General features: G+C 57.3%; 19 protein-coding genes and 1 pseudogene. 10 read left to right on the top strand and 10 right to left on the bottom strand.

Features of this window, described 5'->3' with window-relative positions; all coding sequences use genetic code 11:
- Positions 1 to 411 precede the first annotated feature (411 nt).
- From IQ273_RS35600 to IQ273_RS00095, 3 genes and pseudogenes are all read right to left on the bottom strand, one after another.
- Positions 412 to 990, bottom strand: a complete 579-nt coding sequence (locus tag IQ273_RS35600; RefSeq protein WP_397196733.1) for a tetratricopeptide repeat protein — start codon at positions 988 to 990, stop codon at positions 412 to 414.
- 684 nt (positions 991 to 1,674) lie between these two features.
- A pseudogene (locus tag IQ273_RS35595) lies at positions 1,675 to 2,514 on the bottom strand (ATP-binding protein); the annotation flags it as partial.
- Between the two features lie 641 nt (positions 2,515 to 3,155).
- Positions 3,156 to 3,698, bottom strand: a complete 543-nt coding sequence (locus IQ273_RS00095; protein ID WP_194020901.1) for an REP-associated tyrosine transposase — start codon at positions 3,696 to 3,698, stop codon at positions 3,156 to 3,158.
- Positions 3,699 to 4,084: 386 nt separating this feature from the next.
- Between IQ273_RS00095 and IQ273_RS00090 the strand changes: the two genes are divergently transcribed.
- On the top strand, positions 4,085 to 4,372 hold the full coding sequence (locus IQ273_RS00090; protein WP_194020899.1) for a hypothetical protein: 288 nt from the start codon (positions 4,085 to 4,087) through the stop codon (positions 4,370 to 4,372).
- Positions 4,373 to 4,718: 346 nt separating this feature from the next.
- On the opposite strand, the gene IQ273_RS00080 is transcribed toward IQ273_RS00090, so the two are convergent.
- On the bottom strand, positions 4,719 to 5,111 hold the full coding sequence (locus IQ273_RS00080) for a hypothetical protein (protein ID WP_194020895.1): 393 nt from the start codon (positions 5,109 to 5,111) through the stop codon (positions 4,719 to 4,721).
- Positions 5,112 to 5,279: 168 nt separating this feature from the next.
- On the opposite strand from IQ273_RS00080, the gene IQ273_RS00075 reads away from it, so the two are divergent.
- Entirely contained in the window at positions 5,280 to 5,474 is a 195-nt protein-coding gene (locus IQ273_RS00075; protein WP_194020894.1) for an SWIM zinc finger domain-containing protein, read from the top strand.
- 15 nt (positions 5,475 to 5,489) lie between these two features.
- Positions 5,490 to 6,293, top strand: a complete 804-nt coding sequence (locus IQ273_RS00070; RefSeq protein WP_194020893.1) for an SWIM zinc finger domain-containing protein — start codon at positions 5,490 to 5,492, stop codon at positions 6,291 to 6,293.
- Here IQ273_RS00070 and IQ273_RS00065 read toward each other — a convergent pair.
- Positions 6,221 to 6,574 (bottom strand): hypothetical protein, encoded by a 354-nt coding sequence (locus IQ273_RS00065; RefSeq protein WP_194020892.1) that lies wholly within the window; start codon positions 6,572 to 6,574, stop codon positions 6,221 to 6,223. The genes IQ273_RS00070 and IQ273_RS00065 overlap by 73 nt on opposite strands.
- Positions 6,575 to 6,670: 96 nt before the next feature.
- On the opposite strand from IQ273_RS00065, the gene IQ273_RS00060 reads away from it, so the two are divergent.
- The 4 genes from IQ273_RS00060 to IQ273_RS00045 all read left to right on the top strand — a co-directional run bounded on the left by IQ273_RS00060 (position 6,671) and on the right by IQ273_RS00045 (position 13,450).
- Positions 6,671 to 8,770 (top strand): FAD-dependent oxidoreductase, encoded by a 2,100-nt coding sequence (locus IQ273_RS00060; protein ID WP_194020891.1) that lies wholly within the window; start codon positions 6,671 to 6,673, stop codon positions 8,768 to 8,770.
- 266 nt (positions 8,771 to 9,036) lie between these two features.
- On the top strand, positions 9,037 to 9,678 hold the full coding sequence (locus IQ273_RS00055) for a type I restriction endonuclease (RefSeq protein WP_194020890.1): 642 nt from the start codon (positions 9,037 to 9,039) through the stop codon (positions 9,676 to 9,678).
- A gap of 111 nt (positions 9,679 to 9,789) precedes the next feature.
- Entirely contained in the window at positions 9,790 to 12,405 is a 2,616-nt protein-coding gene (gene clpB, locus IQ273_RS00050) for an ATP-dependent chaperone ClpB (RefSeq protein WP_194020889.1), read from the top strand.
- A 433-nt stretch (positions 12,406 to 12,838) separates the two neighbouring features.
- Positions 12,839 to 13,450: a late competence development ComFB family protein gene (locus IQ273_RS00045; protein ID WP_194020887.1), complete on the top strand. Its 612-nt coding sequence runs from the start codon at positions 12,839 to 12,841 to the stop codon at positions 13,448 to 13,450.
- Positions 13,451 to 13,483: 33 nt separating this feature from the next.
- Here the strand turns inward: IQ273_RS00045 and IQ273_RS00040 are convergent, their stop codons facing one another.
- The 3 genes from IQ273_RS00040 to IQ273_RS33445 are packed head-to-tail and all read right to left on the bottom strand — an operon-like array spanning position 13,484 to position 16,471.
- On the bottom strand, positions 13,484 to 14,719 hold the full coding sequence (locus IQ273_RS00040) for a tetratricopeptide repeat protein (protein ID WP_194020885.1): 1,236 nt from the start codon (positions 14,717 to 14,719) through the stop codon (positions 13,484 to 13,486).
- Positions 14,719 to 16,113, bottom strand: a complete 1,395-nt coding sequence (argH, locus tag IQ273_RS00035; RefSeq protein WP_194020884.1) for an argininosuccinate lyase — start codon at positions 16,111 to 16,113, stop codon at positions 14,719 to 14,721. Before argH ends, IQ273_RS00040 begins: the two co-directional genes overlap by 1 nt.
- Positions 16,114 to 16,123: 10 nt before the next feature.
- Positions 16,124 to 16,471, bottom strand: coding sequence for a hypothetical protein (locus IQ273_RS33445; RefSeq protein ID WP_228052172.1), 348 nt, complete (start codon positions 16,469 to 16,471; stop codon positions 16,124 to 16,126).
- A gap of 29 nt (positions 16,472 to 16,500) precedes the next feature.
- Between IQ273_RS33445 and IQ273_RS00025 the strand changes: the two genes are divergently transcribed.
- Complete coding sequence (locus IQ273_RS00025) at positions 16,501 to 18,231, top strand: ABC transporter permease (protein ID WP_194020882.1); 1,731 nt, start codon at positions 16,501 to 16,503, stop codon at positions 18,229 to 18,231.
- A gap of 30 nt (positions 18,232 to 18,261) precedes the next feature.
- On the opposite strand, the gene IQ273_RS00020 is transcribed toward IQ273_RS00025, so the two are convergent.
- Positions 18,262 to 18,543, bottom strand: a complete 282-nt coding sequence (locus IQ273_RS00020) for a hypothetical protein (protein ID WP_194020880.1) — start codon at positions 18,541 to 18,543, stop codon at positions 18,262 to 18,264.
- 490 nt (positions 18,544 to 19,033) lie between these two features.
- Here IQ273_RS00020 and IQ273_RS00015 point away from each other — a divergent pair, with 490 nt between their 5' ends.
- A complete protein-coding gene (locus IQ273_RS00015) occupies positions 19,034 to 19,255 on the top strand; it encodes a DUF4327 family protein (protein WP_171973034.1) in 222 nt (73 codons plus the stop codon).
- Positions 19,256 to 19,302: 47 nt separating this feature from the next.
- Here IQ273_RS00015 and IQ273_RS00010 read toward each other — a convergent pair whose 3' ends face one another.
- Positions 19,303 to 20,199, bottom strand: a complete 897-nt coding sequence (locus tag IQ273_RS00010) for a DUF72 domain-containing protein (protein ID WP_194020878.1) — start codon at positions 20,197 to 20,199, stop codon at positions 19,303 to 19,305.
- A gap of 148 nt (positions 20,200 to 20,347) precedes the next feature.
- Between IQ273_RS00010 and IQ273_RS00005 the strand changes: the two genes are divergently transcribed.
- The gene (locus IQ273_RS00005; protein WP_194020876.1) at positions 20,348 to 21,238 is read left to right on the top strand and encodes a polyphosphate kinase 2 family protein; all 891 of its coding nucleotides are present in this window, start codon (positions 20,348 to 20,350) and stop codon (positions 21,236 to 21,238) included.
- The last annotated feature ends 43 nt before the right edge of the window (positions 21,239 to 21,281 follow it).

The following is a 21,281-nucleotide window of genomic DNA, read 5'->3' as shown; positions in this document are numbered from 1 at the left end:
GCCTGACAATCGAATGTTGCGCCGCTGCACTAAAGCATTGTGGCCGCACAATCGAATGTTGGGCTGTTGCACTAAAGCGTTGCGGACTCACACTAGTGCTCTATCACGCCTGAATCTGTAGGTTGGGTGGCGCGATAGCAGAACCCAACAAAACTAGCTCTGGCGTTGGGTTCCACTGCGTTTCACCCAACCTACTTCTAAAGCTCTCCAGCGTCGAGACGCACTCCAGACGCTCCAGCGTCATCTATATCGGAGCGCAGGAGCGCCAGGGGCAACGTTCCCACGCAGAGCATGGGGACGATGCTGTAAGGGGCATCGCACTTTGGCCACCAAACCGATAGCCCGCCTGATGCCCAAGCCGAATGGGCAACGCAATGCTGGGCCTCCTGGCATCAACCCAGCCTAGGGCGATTAGCCCTCGCACTCCCGCAGTATCGCCTGGGCATTGGCCAGGTCGGGTGAGCCGAGTTGGGTGTAGATGGCCACGGCCCGACGGGCGTAGGGCAGAGCCTCGGCGGCTTGGCCCTGGCGCACCAGGGCTTTGGCAATGCGGCGGCAATCCTCGGCGATCAATTCCTGGCGACCCACCTTTTCCGACAAGGACAGCGCCTCGCAGGCCAGGGTCTCGGCCCCCGGCCAGTCTTTCTGGTCTAGGGCCAACGCAGCCAGATTGCCCGTATAGCTGGCTACGCCCTCGGCGTAATCGACCGCGCGGGCCACCCGCAGCGCTTCGCGAAGATCCCGCTCTGCCGCCGCGAAATCGCCGGAGAGCTTCTCGACCCCAGCGAGGCTATTCAGGGCGATGGCCACATCCTCGCTCTCGGCAGACAAACTGCGATACAGGTCGAGCGCCTCGCGGTAGGCGCTGATCGCGGTGGGGTAATCCTGCTTTAACTGGTGCCCGATGCCGCGCAAGCCGATGGCGACGGCACGCTCACGGGCACCAGCGGCCTGCCAGTGGGTCGCCGCCCGGTCGGCCCAGGCCAGCACCGCGTCCGCCTGCTGGCGTAGCTGGTGAATCCATCCCACCTGATGGGCTCGCCAGCCCGCATTGTACAGATCGTCCGCCGCGATCGCCCTGGTTTCCGCCTGCTGGTTGAGCGAAAGAGACTCATCATAGCGGCCTGTAAAGTTGAAGAATTGGAAAAGCGCAGCGCACACCTTTTGCAGGCGAGGATTGGGGCCAGCGAGGAAAAGCGGTATCGCGGCGGCCACGGTGGGCCAGGCGGCATCCAACACCGGGAAGCGATCATACTTCTTATAACTGTTCTCGACGATGAGGGCATAGGCGCGCTGCTCCAGGCGGTTGCCGGTCTCTGCCACCACCTCGGGCTTTTGCTTGCGCAGAAAGTCGGCGACCAGGGGCACGAGGGCAAAGTGGCGTTCCTCTGAGTCTGGCAGCACCAGGGCCCGGTTGGCGAGATCGCTCAGGGCACCCTGGGCGGCGGCTTCATTCAGGCAGGCGAGTTCGACGATGATCTTGGCCGGCATCAGCTGGGTGAAATGGGTGAGCGCAGCGAGAACCTGGGTTTCGTTGGCGGTGAAGGTGTCGAGCAGGTCGCCAAAGACAAACTCCAGCGGGTTATTCTCGGCTGGCGCACGGCGCAGAAAGGCGAGGGCGGCGGCGATGGTTTGGCAGCGCCCCAGGCCAAGCTGCCCCACCACCCAGCGCATCAACAGCGGGTTGCCGCCGGTTTCTTCATAGAGGGCGCGGCGTTCTGGTTCGGTCGTAGGGGCCAGCTGGGCATTGGTCTGGGCCAGATCGGCGAGGAGGGCCTGGGCGGCGGGCCAGTCGAGTCGGTCGAGGCGCAGAATGCTGGCCATAGCATCCGCCCGGCGGCGGCTGGTGACAATGGCGCTACAGCCCCGGGGCAGACGATCGAGAAAGGCGAACAGCCGATCGCGATCGGTTTCCGGGAGGGTCTCCAGATTGTCGAGCACCAGCAAGACTTCTGCCTCCCGCAGGGCCCGTAGAATTGCGTCTGAGCGTTCGGTTTCTGGGGCTTTTGCCAAGTCCGGCTGATCCAACTCACGGGCAATGGCATTGAGCATTTCTAGATAGCTCGGCAGCACGAAGTATCCCAGCGATCGCTGCCCATCGGCGGTGAGTTCGCGCTCCTTCGACGAGAGAAAGATGATGCGTTGGAAGCGCCCGGCAGGGACTAATTCGGCGGCACGAATGGCGAGTGCGGTCTTGCCCATACCGCCGGGGCCATCAATCAGCGCTCCCCAACCCCGGGCCTCGGGGGCGAGGGCGGTGGCGATTTTCTGCAACTCAGCCTCGCGTCCGAAGAAGGCTTGCAGACGCGGGAGGTTGTGGGGGATGTTTGCGCTGGACCGCGCTCCGCCGCCGCCAGAGTTCTTGGTGTAGTAGTCCTTGGGCCTGCCTTCATTGAGGGCAAGCCGTTCGAGAATGAGTGTGGCGGCTTGCGCTGGAGACTTGTGATCGAGTTCGACGAACCCAGCCCCCCCAAAGAGTCCATCGACCTGGGCGCGGGCAAAGCGGCAAAGCATAACTTCTTCACGACGACGTTGCTGCAACAGATTGTGGATCGCCAGCCACTCCAAACCGGTCCATTCTTTAGCATCGTAGTTTGGGCAAACAATGACAACGACGAGGTTGCTGTCTCGGTTATAGAGGTTCGGCAGGTAGATGCCGAGATCGTTGCGACCAAACTCGGCCTCGTGATACTTGTCGTAGAGAATTTTATCCTGACCAAATTGCTGGGTGAGAAGGGTGGCGATCGCTTCGACAAACTCTCTTTTCTCTCCCGCAAAGGAGAAGGCAATGCGAAACCGCTTGGTACTCATAGAGACACCCCCCGCACTCCGTCTGACCACACCACAGCTTTGTCCCTCCAACTCCCCCGAACGGCTTCGCTTTTTCGCATAATATGCTCTACCTGCTGATGAGCCCGAAAGGTGCAGGATTTCTTCAGGCTAGTTGCTTTTGAAGTCTTGCCTAATCTAACCGATACAAGATCAGAACGATCGCCCCAAAGAATTCTGCATCAAAACACGCCAATTCAATGCGATCGCTCAGCACAACAAAAACCTGCCATCATCAGTCGAAAACCGATCAATGACTCAAGTAGCCGACGTAGGTTGGGTGAAACGCAGTGGAACCCAACACCCTCAAACCAAGCCCTAATCCCTTACTCACGACCAATATTTTCATCAAACTCAACCGCTCTTGTCGCGCCCCAATCTGCCGGATAGGCCCTATCTGCAACATAGCGATGAAAGCTCGAATAGGGCCAATCTAGCGGCCTATTCACCAGATTGTGTTTTACCGGATTGTAGTGAATGTAATCCACATGCTGCCTAAAGTCGGCTTCATTACGAATTTGATGTTCCCAAAACCGTCGCTGCCAGATAGCTTGCTCCCCTTTGCGAAGGCGGGAGATAGATTGTTGTTGCTTGTAGGCTTCAGGGCACCGCAGGCTAAACCAGGCTTTGATTCGCTTCCATCGAGAAGAAAAGTCGGCATCACCCTCAGGCAGAGTCCAAATGCTGTGGATGTGGTCGGGCAGGATGACGATGGCGTCAATGGTGAAGGGATACTCTGCTTTGACGATGTGAAAGGCTTTGCGGAGTAGGGCTATGGTTTCGTCGTGATGAAATAGGGGTTGCCGATTGTAGGTAACGACGGTGAAGAAGTAGGTTGCCCCTAAGGTTTGGGCACGTCGGTAGCGCATGAATGTGGTGGAGGAAAATCGTGCGCTTAGGGTAGGTTTTTGGGCAGGAAAACTATCAGGGGAGTTGGGTTACGCTGGCGCTTCACCCAACCTACACGGGCCTGAATTGGCGTTCTAGGCTCTGTAGCGATTTTGACTTGATTTAGGGGTCTGAATAGAGTACTTTACTGAGCTATGGCTGTCTGCGTGCAGTCTGAGCTTCCCAAAAATTTGGTCTAACGCCACTGGAAGGTGCTACCAACACCAACCAGCGGCTAACCCCGTCGACTGACCAACCAGTCTCGGAGGCTAAGGTGATCTTACCTGGCCGCCCTGAACTGCACATGTCTGGGGCGGCCAAATTTTTGGGTTTCTTCCCCGTCGTTTCACCGGAAAGGAACCCGATTATGTTGTGTTTTACCCGTCAAGACCTCCGAGTTCTTCAAGAACTCGGAGGTCTCGATCCCCTACGTCTGGCAAGCCCCAGCCCTCGGCCAGAGCGATTGCGCCACCTGGTCATTGGCTCACCCGAAGGCGTGCGAGCGACCATTAACCTGCTGCATGTGCTGACCTACGCCGAGCAGGCGGCCTGGAGCCAGCTAGTGACAATCCCACCGTCCGGGATTTTGATTACCCCAGAGCAGGGAGAGGTGTTTAGCCTGCTGCGGCGCGATAGTCCAAGACTGGAACGTTAAGGCGATCGGCGAGTAGATTAACGTCAATCTAAATTCCTGGGTTCTGACAGAACCCAGGAAACTTTTCGATAACGGTGAAGCTAGTTCTATCTGAGAGTTGAGCTGGGGTGGATTTCCAGAAGGTCGTTAAATACGCCTATTTGAACGAGGACGTCTTTGCCATGACGGGGGGGACGATTCCCCACAGTCAAATTGCGCTGAATTTAGCCTCTGCGCTTAAAGCCTACCTGCGCGGCAAGGGCTGTCAGATGATGGCCGATGTCACCATCTGATTGGTTTGCCAAATACAACAACTATCTCCAAGGCATTTCCAAAGACTCAGTCTTGGAGTTATGACCCGCGATCGCTAGCCAAATCCCCATCCCTTCTTGGCTTTTTTAGGCTTGCTAGTCTTTACAACCTTGACCCCAGTGACCGCAAAAAAGTCATTCACCAGGTCTCTAACCATGGATGGAATCAGCATCTCTACATTGTTCGCATAGTTTGCCTGCCAAATTTTCATTAGCTCTTGTCTGGCGTCTTCATTGATATACACCGTTTTGTTGCGGGTAGTTAATACCATTGCCACATCGCCAGTGTTTTCTGTCACCACAAAAACAACATCTTCTTTATCGCGCTTGAGGCCCTTGTACAAGTAGTCAACTTGTTCTTTTAGCTCATGTTCATACAGGGCATGAGACATCTCACCATTTTCGAGCAAGGCCTTTTTCAGTAGTTTGGTAATTTTTGCAGCAGACATAGGCGGGTCCCCAGTATCTCGTCATCCAAAAAAGTCTTTTAGTGCTGATGCCTTCAAGCATCAGAAACCCACAAAGACGTAGGCTCTAGCGCCTCATTGCTAAGTCACAATTATTTTGCCATCTTGTACGATGGTCTTCAAAACCGCAGCGGTTGACTAGACCCACCCATGCTCCTGCCTAACCTCACCCTAACCACCATTCAGCACCACGCCACCGAGCCATCCTACGCTCGGGGTGAAAGCTATTTTCGCTCTGGCGCAGTGGTCTCCCTTACCCAGCGGCAGCAGACCCTACAGGCCGAGGTCGAAGGCAACGAGGTTATGCCCTACCGGGTCACCATTGAGTTTGATGAGGTGGTGTAACCCAGGCTAACTGCTTTGGCTCGGCAGGAACGCTACGAGGAATATCTGCACCTGGCTGAGGCCGAAGGGCAGACCCAGCAGTATTTGACTATGCTGGGGCAGCTGGGACGGGTTGACCAGGCAATGACCGTTGCCCAACGCCAAATGACTACCCTGAGCGAGGCCAAGGCGTTGGCTGAGATGCTGCGATCGCAAAACCAACTTTCCCAGGCCTTAGACATTGCTCTACAAGGGCTCCGGTTCGAGCAAAACAACTCCTACATGGCCTTTGATTTTGCCACCTGGACCAGTGACCTGGCGGAAGGCATGGGCAACACCAGTGCCGCCCTGGAGGCTCGCATCCTGGCGTTCAAAGCCAAACCGTCGCTTCAGGACTACCAAAAGGTCGAAATGCTAGCTGGGACCGACTGGCTTGCCGTTCAAGAGACGCTGCTGCAAAACCTGCGCACCAGTCAAACGTGGGGGCTAGAGCAGGCCCAGATCGATATTTTTCTCCATGAAGGGCTGCTAGAGGATGCGATCGCGGTAGCCTCGGGCCTAAGCAGCTACCATAGTCAGCTCGTTTTACGAGTGATGGATACCGTCGTTGCCACCCACAGCCAGTGGGTGATTGACAATGCCCTCCCCCGCGCCGAATCGATTATGGATGAGGGTAAGGCCAAGTATTATGACAACGCGGTGGCCTGGCTGAAACGCGTTAAGGCCGCTTACCACGTCCTGGGGCAAGTGGCAGATTGGTCTCGCTACTACCAAACACTGCTCAACCAGCACGGTCGTAAGCGCAAGCTAATCGGGCTAACGCAGCAAAACAAACTGTGAATAGGATGACCTAACACCAATTGTTGACCCATTTTGGGGCGATGCTCCCACGAAAACCCAAGCATGCCAATGAGGTGATTGCGATCGCTAAAAGCGCCAAAAATACCGTTAGCAGCACTTGGGCTAGGGCGCAGTCGGGTGGCAAAGTCGCTCAACAAAAGCTGCGCTTCCTGTTCATAGCTAGAGGCAAACACCATTGGCGACTCTTTTAAAGCTTGCAGGCGCAGGTCTCGGTAGGCGATCGCATCCACTACACCCACCTCCCACCAGATCTCACCCATTTTCCCCAGCTCTGCAACCTTTCGCTACCTATAGCGGAACCTTACGATCAGCCGATAAGCTAGAGGGTGCAATCGATTCGCCCCTTTTGGTTTGCTATGAAACGATTCTTTCGCGCCCTTACGGCTCCCCTCTTAGCCTCAACCCTGGTCGCTGGCTCTATACCTCTTCCCATTGGCAACGCCCGCGCCCAAGAGTCGGTCGCGTCCCGCGTGGCCCAGGTGCCTCGCACTCCCGACCAGGTCGTAGAGTGCGAACTGCTGATTGTCGGCGGCGGCTTGGCCGGGACAGCAACCGCCTACGAAAGCCTGCTGATGGGCCACACCGTCTGTATGACCGAGCTAACCGACTGGGTAGGCGGGCAGATCTCCTCCCAGGGCACCACGGCGCTAGATGAGTCGCGGGAGCAGCGTAACCAGCTGTTTTACTCGCGGGGGTACAAGGAGTTGCGCGATCGCGTGGAGCGCAAGTACGGCAAACTCAACCCCGGCAACTGCTGGGTTAGCGCCACCTGCTTTCTGCCCGCCGATGCCAACGCCATTTTGATGGAGATGCTGGCCGAGGCCGAGCGCGAGGGCGGCGGCGAACTGAAGTGGTTTCCCAATACTGTCGTCAAAGACCTCAGCCTCAACGCCGACAGCACCCACATTGACGAAGTGATTGCCATTCGCCACAGCCCTGCACCGGGCACTGCCCCCCTCAATACCGACTTTCTCTCCAACATCATTGAAGACGCCTACACCTACGACGACTCGGCCCGACTGGCCAAAGAGATTATTCAGTTTGTGCCCGCAGGCATTGAGCTAGAGGGCGGTGAGAATGCTGCCCCCAGTCGAGTGGACTGGTTTGTAGTCGAGGCCACCGAGACCGGCGAGCTGATTGTGTTGGCCGATGTGCCCTACGAGCTGGGGCTAGATCCCAAGTCACCGCTAAACCCATCCTCGCCCGTGGTCGAGCGCGACCCCTACTGCACCCAGGGCTTCACCTACACCTTTGCGATGGAGCGCACCGCCGAGCCGCAAACCTACGATATTCCTGAGTTTTACAGCATCTACCAGCCCTACTACAGCTGGGAGCGCGAGCGCGACTCGCTCAAAACCGCCCAAGACCACTTCGATTTTGTGTTTACCTATCGGCGGCTGTGGAATGCCTCGCCCCGAGCTGAGGGCAACATTGCCGGGGTGTCCCGCCCTGGGGTTGGCGATATTTCAATGCAGAACTGGACCTGGGGCAACGACTATCGCCCCGGCACCAATCTGGATAATCTGATTCTCTCCGAAGATCAGCTAGCGGCCAGCGGTCAGCTAGAGCCAGGCGGCTGGCTGGGGGGACTGCGAGCCGACACGCTGCGCAAGGGTGAAGAAAATGCGATCGGCTATTTCTACTGGCTGACCACCGGCACCACCGATTCGCAAATTCCCGATACCTACAAAGAGCCTGAACCTTACAACGTCTATCTGCAAGGGCTAGATTCACCGATGGGTACGGCCCATGGATTGTCGAAGTACCCCTACATTCGCGAGGCCCGGCGCATCATTGGTCGCCCCGCCTACGGCTACGAGAACGGGTTCATGATTAGCGAAATCGACTTTTCGTGGAACGACTTTGCCTCCGATTATTACCAGCAAAACCTGGATGAGGAAACCTACACTTCGCTACGGCGCTACCTGGCGGGGCTAGATACGGTTAGCACCTTTGAGCCCGATGCCAACCCCAATGATTTTCCGATTCGGCAGCGATCGCGCCTTTACCCCGACACCGTAGGCATTGCCCAGTATGCGATCGACTTTCACCCCTGTATGGCTGAGTATCCGGCCGAAAAGCCCGGCAACATCGAGCGCCCCGGCGTGCGCCAAGCCCACGGCCAGGCCTACCCGGCCCAAATTCCGCTGCGGGCGATGATTCCTCAGCGGGTTGACAACATGCTGGTGGCCAGCAAGAGCATTGCCGCCAGCACCATCGCCGCCGCCGCCTACCGGGTGCACTCGTTTGAATGGTCGGTGGGGGCCGCCGCTGCCCACACCATTGACTTCTCACTGCGCAATGGGGTGCTGCCCTACGAACTGGTGGATAATTTGCCCAGCCGCGAGCCCCTGCTCGACCAGCTGAGGGCCGAAATAGACGCCAGCGGTAACCCGACGAAGTTCCCCAACACCTCAATCTTCAACGAAGACTGGGGCAACTGGCGACCCTGGTAAGTAGAAGGGTCAAATTAAACCCAGCTTAAGTTTCTGGGTTTTCTCCCTTCGGGAGACACTTCGTGAACGACTCCGCTCAACCCTCTGCCCAGCAACGGATCGAGCATTGAGCGGAGTCGAAATGCGTCTTATAGATAATCAGATCTACTTATCTAGGTGACGAGTCGGTATCCCTTGAACCCTCACCAGCAGGCCTCAGGATCCCTAGCGATCTTGAGGCCTGCTCGTTACGGTTAGAATTGGCATAACCTCTGGGCGAATGGACTATGGTGCAGACCATTGCGGCAAATACAGCCACCCTGCGCGATCTCAAACAGGCGCTGGGGTTACAGCAATCCTTAGATCCCGCCTTTTTTGACGAGTGGCAGCAAGACATGCCTCCTTTGAGTGAGGCCGAACAACAGCTGCTCGATCGCGTCAAAGCGAATTTCACGGCATTGATGGAAGATCCACCCATGCTAGAAAATAGCGTCAAGATGGTGGTGTTATCTCCTCTGCTAGATTTAGCCGGGTTTTACCGCAAGCCCTTTCGGATTGAAACTGAAACCAGCATCGATCTTGAGCTAGAGGATGACGGCATTGTCATTCGAGGGCGCATTGATGTGCTGGTCTTAAAAGAACAGTTTTGGCTTTTGGTGATTGAGTCCAAGCGCAGCGATTTTGCGGTGACGAGGGCCATTCCCCAAGCCTTGGCCTGCATGCTAAGTAATCCCAAATTGACTGATCCAACGTTTGGTCTAATTACGAATGGTAATGAGTTTTTGTTTCTCAAAGCTACCCGGCAGCCTACGGCTCAATATGCTAATTCTCGGTTGTTCTCGTTAATCAATCCGGGTAACGAACTGTACAGGGTATTGCAAACGCTCAAACAGTGGGGGGCAGAGATTTTAGCAATAGAAGAACCATAGACGGCAACCCGCCTGAGAACGATCGTAAACACCGACCCTGCTAAGCAGGCCAGTCTTTCTACAATGCAACCATACAGAGATTTTATGGAGTAACACCGGAGAGCGGAGCCTATGCAACCCACCCAAAATTTATTTACTGAAAAAGCCTGGGATGCCATTGTGCGATCGCAGGATGTTGCCAAGCAGTCTCAGCAGCAGCAGATTGAGAGCGATCACATGCTGCTGGCGCTGCTCGACCAAGACGGTCTGGCCAACAGTATTTTTGCCAAGCTGGGCGTCAACGGTCAGGTGCTGCGCGATCGCACCGAAGCCTTTATCAATAGCCAGCCCAAAGTCTCAGGCAGCGGGTCGTCTGTCTATTTAGGCAAGTCGCTCGATAGCCTGCTCGATCGCGCCGACAAGTCCAAAAAAGACTACGGCGACGAGTATATTTCCATCGAGCACATCATTCTGGCTTACCCTGGCGATACTCGCTTTGGCAAATCCCTATTTCAAGATTTGGGGCTGAGTGAAGCCAAGCTCAAGCAGGTTATTCAAGACATTCGAGGCACCCAGAAAGTGACCGACCAAAACCCTGAAGGCAAGTACCAATCGCTCGAAAAGTACGGGCGCGACCTCACCGATGCCGCCCGCCGGGGCAAGCTCGACCCGGTGATTGGCCGCGACGACGAAATTCGCCGCACGATTCAGATTCTCTCGCGGCGCACCAAGAATAATCCGGTGCTGATTGGCGAACCAGGGGTGGGCAAAACCGCGATCGCCGAAGGTCTGGCCCAGCGCATCGTTAACGGCGACGTGCCCCAGTCGCTCAAAGACCGCCAGCTGATCGCTCTCGACATGGGGGCGCTGATTGCCGGAGCCAAGTACCGGGGCGAGTTTGAGGAGCGCTTGAAAGCGGTGCTGAAAGAAGTCACCGACTCCGAAGGGCAAATTGTTCTCTTTATCGACGAAATTCACACCGTTGTCGGCGCGGGCGCGACCCAGGGTGCCATGGATGCAGGCAACCTGCTCAAGCCCATGCTGGCTCGCGGCGAGCTGCGCTGCATTGGCGCGACCACTCTCGACGAGTACCGCAAATACATTGAAAAAGACGCCGCCCTGGAGCGCCGCTTCCAGCAGGTATATATCGACCAGCCCACGGTGCCCGATACGATCTCGATTTTGCGTGGCCTCAAAGATCGCTACGAAACGCACCACGGGGTAAAAATCTCCGATAGTGCCCTGGTAGCGGCGGCCACGCTCTCGACTCGGTACATCAGCGATCGCTTTCTGCCCGACAAAGCCATCGACCTGGTCGATGAAGCCGCCGCCAAGCTCAAAATGGAGATCACTTCCAAACCCGAGGAGCTTGACGAAGTCGATCGCAAGATCCTCCAGCTCGAAATGGAGCGCCTGTCGCTGAAAAAAGAGAGCGATGCCGCCTCAATGGAGCGCCTAGAGCGAATCGAGAAAGAGCTGGCCGACCTCAAAGAACAGCAGAGCGCCCTCAATGCTCAATGGCAGTCTGAAAAAGACATCATTGACCACATTCAAGCGATCAAAGAAGACATCGACCGGGTCAACATTGAGATTCAGCAGGCCGAGCGCGACTACGACCTCAACCGGGCCGCCGAGCTTAAGTATGGCAAGCTCACCGAGCTACAGCGCCAGCTCGAAACCGCCGAAACCCAGCTGGCCGATACCCAGACCACCGGCAAAACCTTGCTGCGCGAAGAGGTGACCGAGGAAGACATCGCCGAAATCATCTCCAAGTGGACCGGCATTCCAGTCAGCAAGCTGGTGCAGTCGGAAATGGCGAAGCTGCTGCTGCTCGAAGACGAGCTGCACGAGCGAGTGATTGGTCAAGAGGAAGCGGTGACGGCGGTAGCCGATGCGATTCAGCGATCGCGGGCTGGCCTGGCTGACCCCAACCGCCCCACCGCCAGCTTCATATTCCTTGGCCCCACCGGGGTCGGTAAAACCGAGCTGGCCAAGGCCCTGGCCGCCTACCTGTTCGACACCGAAGAGGCGCTGGTGCGCATCGACATGTCGGAATACATGGAAAAGCACGCCGTCTCGCGCCTGATCGGTGCCCCTCCGGGCTACGTCGGCTACGACGAGGGCGGTCAGCTCACCGAGGCCATTCGTCGCCGTCCCTTTGCGGTCATTCTCTTTGATGAAATTGAGAAAGCGCACCCCGATGTCTTCAACGTCATGCTGCAAATTCTTGACGATGGTCGCGTCACCGATGCCCAGGGCCATACGGTGGACTTCAAAAACACCATCATCATCATGACCAGCAACATCGGCTCCCAGTACATTCTCGACGTGGCGGGCGACGACAGCCGCTACGACGAAATGAAGGCTCGCGTGATGGAGGCGCTGCGAGGCAACTTCCGGCCCGAGTTTCTCAACCGAGTCGATGAAATGATCATCTTCCACGGGCTGCTCAAGTCGCAGCTGCGCGAGATTGTCAAGCTGCAAGTAGTCCGGCTCGAAGAGCGGCTGGCCGATCGCAAGATGGCCGTCAAGCTCAGTGAAGCAGCCCTCGACTTCTTAGCCGAGGTGGGCTATGACCCCGTCTATGGGGCTCGCCCCCTCAAGCGGGCGATCCAGCGAGAGCTTGAGACTCAGATTGCCAAGTCTATTCTGCGCGGTGAGTTTGGCGAGGGCGACACGATCTACGTCGATGTCGAAAATGAGCGGCTTTCCTTTAAGCGGCTACCGACCGAACTACTGACCCTGTAAAACGGGTCAAGTCTGGGGAAGGGGGGAAACCCTCTTCCCCCAATTCTAGTCCTATGGTATGAATCTTTGAAACAAGCCGTTGAAGTTTTGATGACTACGGTTGCGAGGATCCATATTATTTTGTCAGTATAGCTAGATAGGCCAATTAGGCATATTCACCAGGTCAGGTTGTAGCTAGCCACCGAACAATTTCCGTAAGTTTCCGGAATCCATTCGGGCATACTGTTGTTAGGCAGTACGCTGCTCCCCAGCCACCTTGTCCCGTTTACCTCTGGTTGTGGTCCTTGAGGTTTGGGACTAACGCCGTTGGTGACCCATTAGGAGCATCGTTATGGCGGGCCGGTTCTACCGGGGTTCGCCAATTTATTCAATAGAAATGGGGTTGGTTATGAAAGTCGCTCACGATGTTCCCAGACATAGCTACATGAATGCTATGGAGCTCCTCGTTACCGAAGAGGTAGAGAAGCAGCTCAAGACCATGCACCCCCGCGTGCTGAAGTATCTGAAGCGGGTAGAGGTCGAAACCTATGCCCTCAACCGTTTACCATCGCTCTATGCCTCCAGTGAGAAGGGGTGGCAGCACCAGTATGAAAAAGCTGGCCGAGAGTTGCACAATCAGATTAAAAGCGCTGTGCGTCAGGCTTTTGCGGCGGTACAGGTAGACCCCATTCGCTCCTCTGAGCCCCTGCGTGGGCAAGACAACGAAGCTGCCAACGTTGCACTCAACGCCTTGAGAGACATTCTTAGACAGCCTGACCTCACCTGGGATGGGGCCATCACTCGCCTGCGAACAGTGCTAAGCCGTCGGGGCGAGCAACCCTCTCCCACCGCCGCCAACGGCACCGATACCTCTCACCGCACCCGCTACCGGGGTGGCCCTTCTGAAACAACAAACGGTGAGCAGGCCGACGGTAATCAAGGCCACTATTGGCGACCGGGCACTTACGGTTCTGACGTGTCGTGGCAAAAGTCGCACCCGTCTTCTTCAGGTAATTCCTCTTCAGAGGGTGGCTTTGATTGGAATGATGCCCGCTACTCTAAGTAACTAAGCAGAGCGCGGCTTAGCCGCGCCACTCATTTACACTAGCCCTGCCTGAGCTAACAGCTCTGGGGGAATACCGAGTTTTGTCACTCCCTGGCGCAGACTGGCGGCAGTAGCCGGATCGATCGCCTCGTAAAGGGCGATCGATCGCCGGAAGGACTGCAGTGCCTCGGGCAGTTGCCCCAGCTTAAACAGGGCCACAGCCAAGTTTTGGTGCGCTGCAGCATAGTGGGGGTCGAGGTCGATCGCGCTGCAGTAGGCAGCGATCGCCTCGTCGAGGTAGCCCCTAGCCCGGTGAGCCGTACCCAAGTTGTAATGGGCGACGGCCAGGGTGGGGTCGGCCTCAACGGCCTGCTGAAACAAGTCAACAGCGGCTTCAAAATCGCCCTGAGCTTTCTTGAGGCTACCGTAATTAATCCACGCGCCCAGCTTGAGCTGAGGCGGCACCGGCTGGGCTAGAGCTGCCTGATAGTCGCTGGCGGCTTCACTTGGCTGACTGGCCAGGGCCAGGGCGCGGTGGTAGTGCAGTTCGTAGCGGGTCAGTTCATCTAGGGTGTCAGCCTGGGTTAGAGCGCGATCGAGCAGGGGTAGGGCGGCCTCAGCCTGGTCAGACTCGACGTAGAGGGCGGCCAGTTTATTCAGTAAATAGGCGTCATCGGGATGGTCGACCAGGTAGGCCTCCATCATGGTGCGGGCGCGATCGAACTTGCCCCGCTGCACCACCACCAGAGGATCGTAGCCGGTGTGGTGCAGGGCGACCTCGGCCAGGGTAACGACTTGCCAGCGAGGGTTTTGCGCCTGCAAAATCGCCACGCTGTCGTCTACAGTTTCGTGGTACGGACGGCTAAAGCTAATTTCGGGCAGGCGGCGAAAGCACCGGGTAGTCATCGTGTAGGGGGACTGGGGTGCCTTCAGCTCCAGGCGCAGTAAATTCACCGCCAGCACGTCGGCGGCAGCCACATTTCCCAGCGGCTGGCCCCGATCGAGGGCCTGGAGAACCTGAGCGGTTGCGGGCAGCAGCACCTCGTCGGCATCGAGCACCAGCACCCAGTCACCCGTGGCGTGGCGCAGCGATTCGTTGCGGGCGGCAGCAAAGTCATTGACCCAGGCAAAACTGTAGACCTTAGCTCCGTGGGCTTGGGCGATCGCCACCGTGTCGTCGGTCGAGCCAGTATCGACCACGATAGTTTCACCCACGACGCCCTGCACGCTCGCCAGGGTATGGGCCAGGCTACCGGCCTCGTCTTTCACAATCATGCAGAGGCTAATCATTACCCTTCTCCCAACGCCTGCCGCGCCCGCTGGAGGGCCTGGCGCACCTGCTCAAAGCCGGTGCCGCCGTAGCTGTTGCGGGCCGAGACTACCTGCTGAGGGGCGATCGCCGCATAAATATCCTCTTCAAAGGCAGGATGAATCGCTTGCCACTCGTCGAGAGTAAGCTCCCGCAGCAGCTTGCCCGCCGCCAGCGAGGTCTTCACCACCTGACCCACCAGGTTGTAGGCCTCGCGGAAGGGCACGCCCTTGGTGGCCAGATAGTCGGCCACATCGGTAGCGTTGGAGTAGTCTTCGTTGACGGCCTGACGCAGGCGCGGCACCCGAAAGGTGACCCCTTCCGCCAGCAGAATGGTCATCGCTTCTAGACAGCCCTGCACCGTCTGCACCGTGTCGAACAGGGCTTCTTTGTCTTCTTGCAGATCTTTGTTGTAGGCCAAAGGCAGCCCCTTCATCATCACCAGCAGCCCCTGCAAATGGCCAAACACGCGCCCGGTTTTACCCCGCACCAGCTCGGGCACGTCGGGGTTTTTCTTCTGGGGCATAATGCTGGAGCCGGTGGAGCAGCTGTCGCTGAGGGTAATAAAGCTAAACTCCTCCGAGGCCCAGAGAATCATCTCTTCGGACAGGCGCGACAGGTGCACCAGAATCAGGCTGGCCGCACAGGCAAACTCGATCGCAAAGTCGCGATCGCTCACCCCATCCAGGCTGTTGCCGTAGACGCGCTCGAAGCCCAGCAGCTCGGCCGCATACTGGCGATCGATGGGGAACGTGGTACCCGCCAGCGCGCCGCTGCCCAGGGGTAAAATGTTCACCCGTTTTTGAACGTCTTGGAGCCGCTCCCAATCGCGCTGGGCCATGTCGAAATAGGCCAGCAGATGGTGAGCCAGGCTAAGCGGCTGCGCGCGCTGCAAATGGGTATAGCCGGGGATCAGGGTTTCGACATGGGCTTCGGCTAGGCCGAATAGGGTCTGCTGGTACTGGCGCAGCTGCCCCTGAATTGCTTCAATTTGGGCGCGCAGGTAAAGGCGCACATCGGTGCCCACCTGGTCGTTGCGCGAGCGGGCTGTGTGCAGCTTTTTGCCCACGTCGCCAATCAGCTCGGTCAGCCGCCGCTCGACGGCGAAATGTACGTCTTCGGCCTCAACGCCGGGGGCAAAACTGCCGCAGCGGTACTCCTGACGAATGGTCTCCAGGCCATTCACAATCTGCTCGCCTTCCTCAGGGCTGAGGATGCCGGTTTTAACCAGCATTTTGGCGTGGGCTGCCGAGCCGGTCAGGTCGTACTCGATTAGCTGAATGTCGAAGCCAATGCTGGCGTTAAAGATCGCGATCGCCGGGTGCAGCGCCGTTTCAAAGCGCTGGCTCCAGGTCTGGGGCGGGGGTGTTTCCATGGGAGGGCGTTTAAAAGGCGGTCAGATTGCGAATAAAGTAGCCAAGCACAATGCCAAAGAGCAGTGCCCAAAGCTGGCCCGACTCGACAAAGTTATTCCAAACGCTGACCATATCGCCGAGGATATCTTGGTCAAACTGCTGAGCCAGCACCGGAGATAAGGCCTCAGGGGTTACCGCCATTCCAGCCATCCCGGCCACACCGGGTAGATTAACTCCGGTAAAATAGCCGCTGAACCCATCCCCTGCGTTTAGCCCTGTGTCTAGACTAACGGGGCGTAGGATCGTGTCTATAGATAGGGGCTGAGCCGTACTTTGAAGCAGAGCATTGGGCAAAAGATAATTGTGAGGCTGGGGCATAACGTCCATGGCACCGTGACGACCTGAACATGGTTGACACCCAACAGACTATCACCATACCGCTGCGCCCGAGCCTCTGGAACCCAAAAACAGCCAGCGCTCTAGGGGTTTTGCTCGCTCTGGGACTGGCCGCGTACCAGGCGGGACTGGGGCGACCGGGCGCAGAGCTGATTAACTGGGGCGGCTGGCCGCAGCTGCGCGAGTTTTTGGTAGCCAGTTTGCGACCCGACCTCAGCCCCGAGTTTGTAGCGCTGATGGGCCGCGCGGCCCTAGTTACCCTGGCCTACGCGGTGTTGGGTACAGTCTGTAGCATTGGGCTAGGGCTGGTAGGCGGGCTGCTCTCCTCAGCGGTGTGGTGGCAAACGCTGCTGCCGCAGGACAAATGGGGGCTGCGCCAGAACCTTTGGTTTGGGGTGCGGGGGCTGCTGGCCTTTCCCCGCGCCATCCACGAGCTGATCTGGGGGCTGGTGCTGTTGCAGGTGCTGGGGCTTGACCCCGTCGTGGGAGTGCTGGCGATCGCGATTCCGTTTGGGGCGATCGTGGCCAAGGTTTTTTCAGAAATTTTAGATGAAACGCCCCCTGAGCCTCTATATGCCCTGCTCAATGCCGGAACGCCGCCGATCATTGCCCTGATCTACGGCCTGCTGCCCCAGGCTCTACCCAACCTGCTCTCCTATACCTTTTACCGGTTTGAGTGCTCGCTGCGGGCCTCGGCGGTGCTGGGCATTATCGGGGCTGGGGGGCTGGGCTACGAGATTTTTCTCAGTCTGCAATCGCTGCGCTACGAGCAGCTGTGGACCGGGTTTTACGCGCTAATTATTCTCAATGGCGCAGTCGATGCCTGGAGCGCTCTGGTGCGCCGCCGCATGGGCTTTACCAGCCGCCTCGACATCAACCGCAAACCGGGCGGTACCGCACGATCGGGTGCTAGAGCCCCCAGCCAGGACGGGTTTTTGCGATTGTCGTGGATCGGGGCGGTGCTGGCGGTGCCCCTGAGCTGGTGGTTCTTACAGCTCGATGTGGCGGTGCTGTGGTCGACGCGCACCCAGCGGCTGTTGGGAGAATTATTGGGCACCAGCTGGCCACCGCTGCCAACCTGGGCCGAGGTGGTGACTTTAGCGCAGCTCGCCTGGCTCACGGTGGCAATGTCAATGGTGGCGATCGCCCTGGCCAGCCTCGGCGGCATCCTCTTCTCGCTGCCTGCGGCCCAAAACTTTTGGCTGCCGGGGGGGCTGCTGCACCCTGTGGGTCAGCGCGGCGGCTCTGCCTGGATAGCCTTTACGCTGCTGGGCCTCAGTCGTCTGGTGCTGCTGGTCAGCCGCGCCATTCCCGCCCCGATTTGGGCGCTGGTGCTGCTGTTTGTGCTGTTCCCAGGGGTGCTGCCGGGGGCGCTGGCCCTGGCCCTGCACAACTTCGGCATTTTGGGCCGCCTGATGGCTGAGGTCAACGAAAACCTGGACGATCGCCCCGTCCGCGCCCTTACTTCCCTGGGCGCTGGCCCCGGCGCAGTCGTAGCCTACGGCATTTTGCCCCAAAACCTGGGCCGTTTTTTGGCCTACAGCCTCTACCGCTGGGAGGTGTGCCTGCGCGAAACTGTGATTGTAGGCCTGGTCGGTGCCGGTGGGCTCGGTCGCCTGCTCACCGAGCAAATCAGCAGCTTTGACTACAGCGGCGTGATGGTGACCCTGGCGGTGTTTGTGGTGCTGACCATTGGGGTCGATGCGGTGAGTCAGCGACTGCGAGGGGTGTTGAGGGGGTAGCGAGCTAGGCGATAGCTAAGGTCAAATGTGTTAGCTATCGCCTAGCCAATCAGGACAGCCTCCACCCCCCTGCCAGCCGTAGGGGTGCATCGCGCACACCAGGGTACAACGCTTAGCCCGACTGGTACCGTAGGCAATGCCATGGTAATTGGTGCAGCCTTGACAGATGGATGGGCGAGTCGAGGGCAGGGTTTGGAAGCCGACCTGCGATCGCAAAATTTGCTGCTTGCTCTGCCCCCGATGCCACTGCTCATAGGCGCGGCGGCGGCACAAATCGTTGGCTCGGGAAAAGAGTTCGTTGGTCACGCTCATGACCTGTCCTCCCGGTGGGGATTTACGGTGCTGGGTGTGCCGATGCAGCCTTGGTTAAAGCTAATGCTGCTAGTTCGCTGATCGGCGTAGTACCAGCGGTGGCCCTAGTAATAGGCTACCCAATGGAGCGGGGTGATTCCGAAAATTTTAACGGGTTGCAACGTCAAACCCTAGCTCTGCAGCTCCTATGCTGGCAGTCTAAAACCCCAAGCTAGTCAAAAGCGATGCAGGCTTGGCGGGGCATTGTGCAGTAATTGCATTGAATCTAGCGAAAATTACATATTACAGGGTTGTTACAGTCGAGAGTGTGGTAATGGCAAAATTACAGCATTTGTTAATGGCATGGCCCAAAGATTAAGGCGAAAATAAGCCAAGCTGCTAGCCAAACCCTAAAAACTATCAGTAAACTGGGATACGGAATCTAAAGATTCTTGTCTGGCTTGTTTGACTTTTGTCTCATGCAGCTTCTCCGTCGTTACTGGGTTTAGGTATGCTTCAGTCCCTCCACTATTCCATCGACATCATCCGTGACGAGGCTCGACAGCTAGTTCAAAAGGGTGTAGTTAGCCGTCAACAGCCCATTTATACCCTCTGCCGCCACATTCCCGCCCGCGAGTGGGCGTTGGTAGAAACAGAGCTAGAGTCTTCTGGTTTTTTGCTGCGCGATCGCGTAGGCGATCTCATGGGCCGCGAAGACTGGGAAAACGACTAGGGTTAGTCGCCCGCCGTCGGTAGTACGGCTTTTTTTAAAAAACTCTATCAACCAAATAAACTGAGCTGGGCTGAGGATGTATCTTCCTCAGCCCTTTGTCGTTCAGCCCTATCCCACAGCAGCTCGGGTAGCTCGACGCCCGCCTGCTGCAATTGGTGGTAAACCTCGCGGGCCACCGCCGGAGACTTGGCCTCTTGGGGGCAGTGGGCGAAGAAGTAGACATCGGTACCTGCCACTAGCCACTGGTACAGCCGGGGCACCCATTCGTCAAAATAGGGCTGGTTGTAGGCCAGGTCGGGATGGCTGATGTAGCGAATAATCGTAAACGCCGCCGTCACCTCGGGCTGGAGCGGCACCCTGGGCTTTTTGCGCTCGGAGCCAATCTGAGGGTCGTCGTCGGGGGTATTGATGCAGTCGTAGATGGGGCGCGTATCGAGCAGTACCCGACCTACCCCCAGGCTGGTGAGCGTTTGGTTGAGGCGGGTGGCGTGGGGTGCGGCAAACCAGTCGAGATGGCGTACTTCTACTGCGATCGGGTGCTGCTGCCGAGGCCAACGGGCCAAAAATTCTCGCAGGTCGGCCAGCTGCTCGGGGCTGTAGGTGGGCGGCAGCTGAATGAACAATGGCCCCAGTCGATTGCCCAGCGGCATCAGCGTTTGCAAAAAGCGGTGGGATGCTTCGATAAAGGGCACCAGCTTGCCCTGGTGGGAAAAGGCGCGGGGCAGCTTGGGGCAAAACCGAAATCCTGGCGGCATCGTAGCGGCCCAGCGATCGATGGTTTTAGCATCGGGCATGGAGTAAAAGGTAGTGTTGCCCTCGACGGCGGTCATGCGATCGCCATACAGCCGCAAAAAATCCCCCGCTTTACTGCTTTTGGGGTAAAAATCGCCCACCCAGTCCTTAAATGCCCACACCGCACATCCCGTAAAATAAGCCCCTACCATTACCGCTCACTCCTTTGATTCCACAGCAGCACCCCTCTCCCCATCCACCCTTCTACCCGGCTCCTTTTACCCTAAACGTTTATTAAATCCTTGGTAACTCCACCTAAAACGCGTTTACCTGAAGGAGATGCCCTTTAAAACCTCCTCCATGGACTATGACTCTTTTCTGGAAGCTCTAAATCCAGACGCAATGCTAGTCAAGCCCGGCAGCAAGGTCAATCTAAAAGACTTTGACTCTGGCTTTACCGGCGGTTTCAACAAGAAAGCAGCCAAAAAAAATCTCCAGCACTGTATTGGAGAAATGGCCAGCTGCCAAAATGTGCTCTATGCCCAAAATACCTATGCCCTACTGCTGATCTTTCAGGCGATGGATGCGGCGGGTAAAGACAGCACCATCAAGCACGTGATGTCGGGCATTAATCCCCAGGGCTGCCATGTGGTCAGCTTTAAGCAGCCCTCCAGTGAAGAACTCGACCACGATTACCTATGGCGCGCCAGCAAAGCCCTACCCGAGCGGGGCAAAATCGGCGTGTTCAACCGCTCGTACTACGAAGAGGTGCTGATCGTGCGGGTGCATCCTGAGATTTTAAACAACCAGCAGCTGCCCGACAACGTCAGGGGCAAACACCTGTGGCAGCAGCGGTTTGAAGACATCAACAATTTTGAAAAATACCTGACTAACAACGGCATCTTGGTGATGAAGTTTTTTCTCAACGTCTCTAAAGAGGAGCAAAAGCAGCGGTTTCTAAAGCGCATTAATCGCCCCGACAAAAATTGGAAATTTTCGGTCTCCGACGCTGAGGAACGCAGCCACTGGGACGACTACCAAGCTGCCTATGAAGACGCCCTTACCCACACCAGCACCGACTGGGCACCGTGGTACGTGATCCCGGCTGACCACAAGTGGTTTATGCGGATGACGGTAGCCAACTTTATTCGCCAAAAGCTCAAGTCCCTAGACTTGGCCTACCCCGAGCTAGAAGAACACCATTTGGAGCGGCTGCAAGAGGCCAAGATAATACTGGAGAGTGAGGAGTAAGGGAGTGAACGAGTGAGTGTCCATCTACCCCCTCCCCATCCAC

The organism is Nodosilinea sp. LEGE 07298, from assembly GCF_015207265.1.
In the GTDB taxonomy this organism is placed as follows: domain Bacteria; phylum Cyanobacteriota; class Cyanobacteriia; order Phormidesmidales; family Phormidesmidaceae; genus Nodosilinea.
Note: the sequence above shows the minus strand (reverse complement) of the source record. Positions and strands in the feature narration are given on the sequence as shown.